The sequence below is a fragment of the Stenotrophomonas sp. 05L44_2 genome, from assembly GCF_056665995.1.
The window spans coordinates 1-1519 of record NZ_JBFTNR010000878.1; the positions used below are offsets into that span (position 1 = coordinate 1).

General features: G+C 66.4%; 2 protein-coding genes. One reads left to right on the forward strand and one right to left on the reverse strand.

The features are described 5' to 3' along the window. On the reverse strand, window positions 1-435 hold a 435-nt coding region (locus AC1VAN_RS21600; protein WP_480986716.1), incomplete at its 3' end, for a POT-type proton-dependent oligopeptide transporter. 162 nt (window positions 436-597) lie between these two features. Here AC1VAN_RS21600 and AC1VAN_RS21605 point away from each other — a divergent pair. Beyond that, window positions 598-1434 (forward strand): endonuclease/exonuclease/phosphatase family protein, encoded by an 837-nt coding sequence (locus AC1VAN_RS21605; protein WP_025876740.1) that lies wholly within the window; start codon window positions 598-600, stop codon window positions 1432-1434. The last annotated feature ends 85 nt before the right edge of the window (window positions 1435-1519 follow it).

Below are 1519 nucleotides of genomic sequence, written 5' to 3' on the forward strand. Positions count from 1 at the left end.
GTCGAACTGGTCGCCCATGAACGAGGCCACCAGCGGCTTGATGCCACCGGCACCCAGCGCGATCAGGCCCAGGCCGAGGAAGAAGCCGCCACGGCTGCCCTCGAACAGCGCAAGGCACAGATGGCCCATGCAGTAGACCAGGCTGAACCACAGGATGGTGTGGTACTTGCCGAAGAACTTGTCGGCCAGCCAGCCACCGAGCAGCGGGAAGAAATACACGCCGATCATGAAGCTGTGCATGATGTCCTTGGCTTCACCGGCACGGCCTTCGGCCGTGATTTCCTGCAGCAGCAGGGAGGTGATCAGGAACTGCACCAGGATGTTGCGCATCCCGTAGAAACTGAACCGCTCGCAGGCCTCATTGCCGATGATGTACGGGATCTGGCGCGGCATCTTTCCCTGGCCGGCGATGGGGGCGACTGCGTCGTGGCTCATCCTGTAAGGCATTCCTGCAAAACGAAAGGCGCAAGAGTACCGGAACCTGTGCGTGCGAAGCACGCTGCAGGGCTGCATGACAGGCGCGCCAAAGCATGGCAGGCATGTGCGGCCCTGCCGGAAGTCACGGAACCTGCACGGCAAAAGCGTAAACTTATCGTTATGCGCCCCCTCCCCTTTGCCCGCATTCTGTCCAGCTGCCTTGCCCTCATGCTGGCCGTGCCTGCATTGGCACGACCGCAGGCGCCGCCGGCCGCCGGCCTTGCCACGGAGGTGCGGCAATTGACCGTCGCCGCGCTGGAACTGCCCAGCCGTGATGAAGGGCAATGGAAGCAGCGCCGCGAACAGGTGCTGCAGCTGCTGACCGATCTGCAGCCGGATGTGATCTCGGTGCAGCAGGTCCTGCAGCAGCAAGGGCGCAACCCGGCCTGCTGGTTGGCCAGCCGGCTGCGCTACAGCTGCGATTTCGTCACCGCAGACCCGCCGAGCCAGCCGGTCCGGCATGGCAACGCGATGCTCAGCCGGCTGCCGGTCAGCGAGGACGGCGTCACCCTGCTGCATCCGCCGGGCACCTTCAGTGCCGCCGGCATGATGCGCCTGCGGCTGGGCGACAACGACGTCAACGTCTACGTCGCGCGCCTGCGGCCGGAGCCGGATGAGGCCACGGCCCGGCAGCATCAGACCAGCGACCTGATGACATGGATCGGCGCCACGGCCGAGGGCATGCCGAGCCTGATCGCCGGGGATTTTTCCGCAAGCACCGTCGAGCTGGTGCGCAGCACGCCCGGCTTCCAGCCGGCCCGGCGCAATCCCGGCGCACCGGCGGCCAGCGGCGGTGGCGCCAGTGGCCATGGGCTGGACGTGCTGTTCCAGGTCAAGCATTTCGGCGGCATCCGCCAGCAGGCGATCATGCTGCCCGCCGATGGCGACCTGCCCGGCCTGCGCCTGGGCGTGATGGCGACGCTGCGGCTGCAGGACGTGGCTGCCACCACCGAATGAGAACCATGAGGTTGCCGGCCAGCGGCCGGCACTACTGATGCGCAAACAAAAAAGGCCGGGGTCTCCCCCGGCCTTCTGTTGAAGC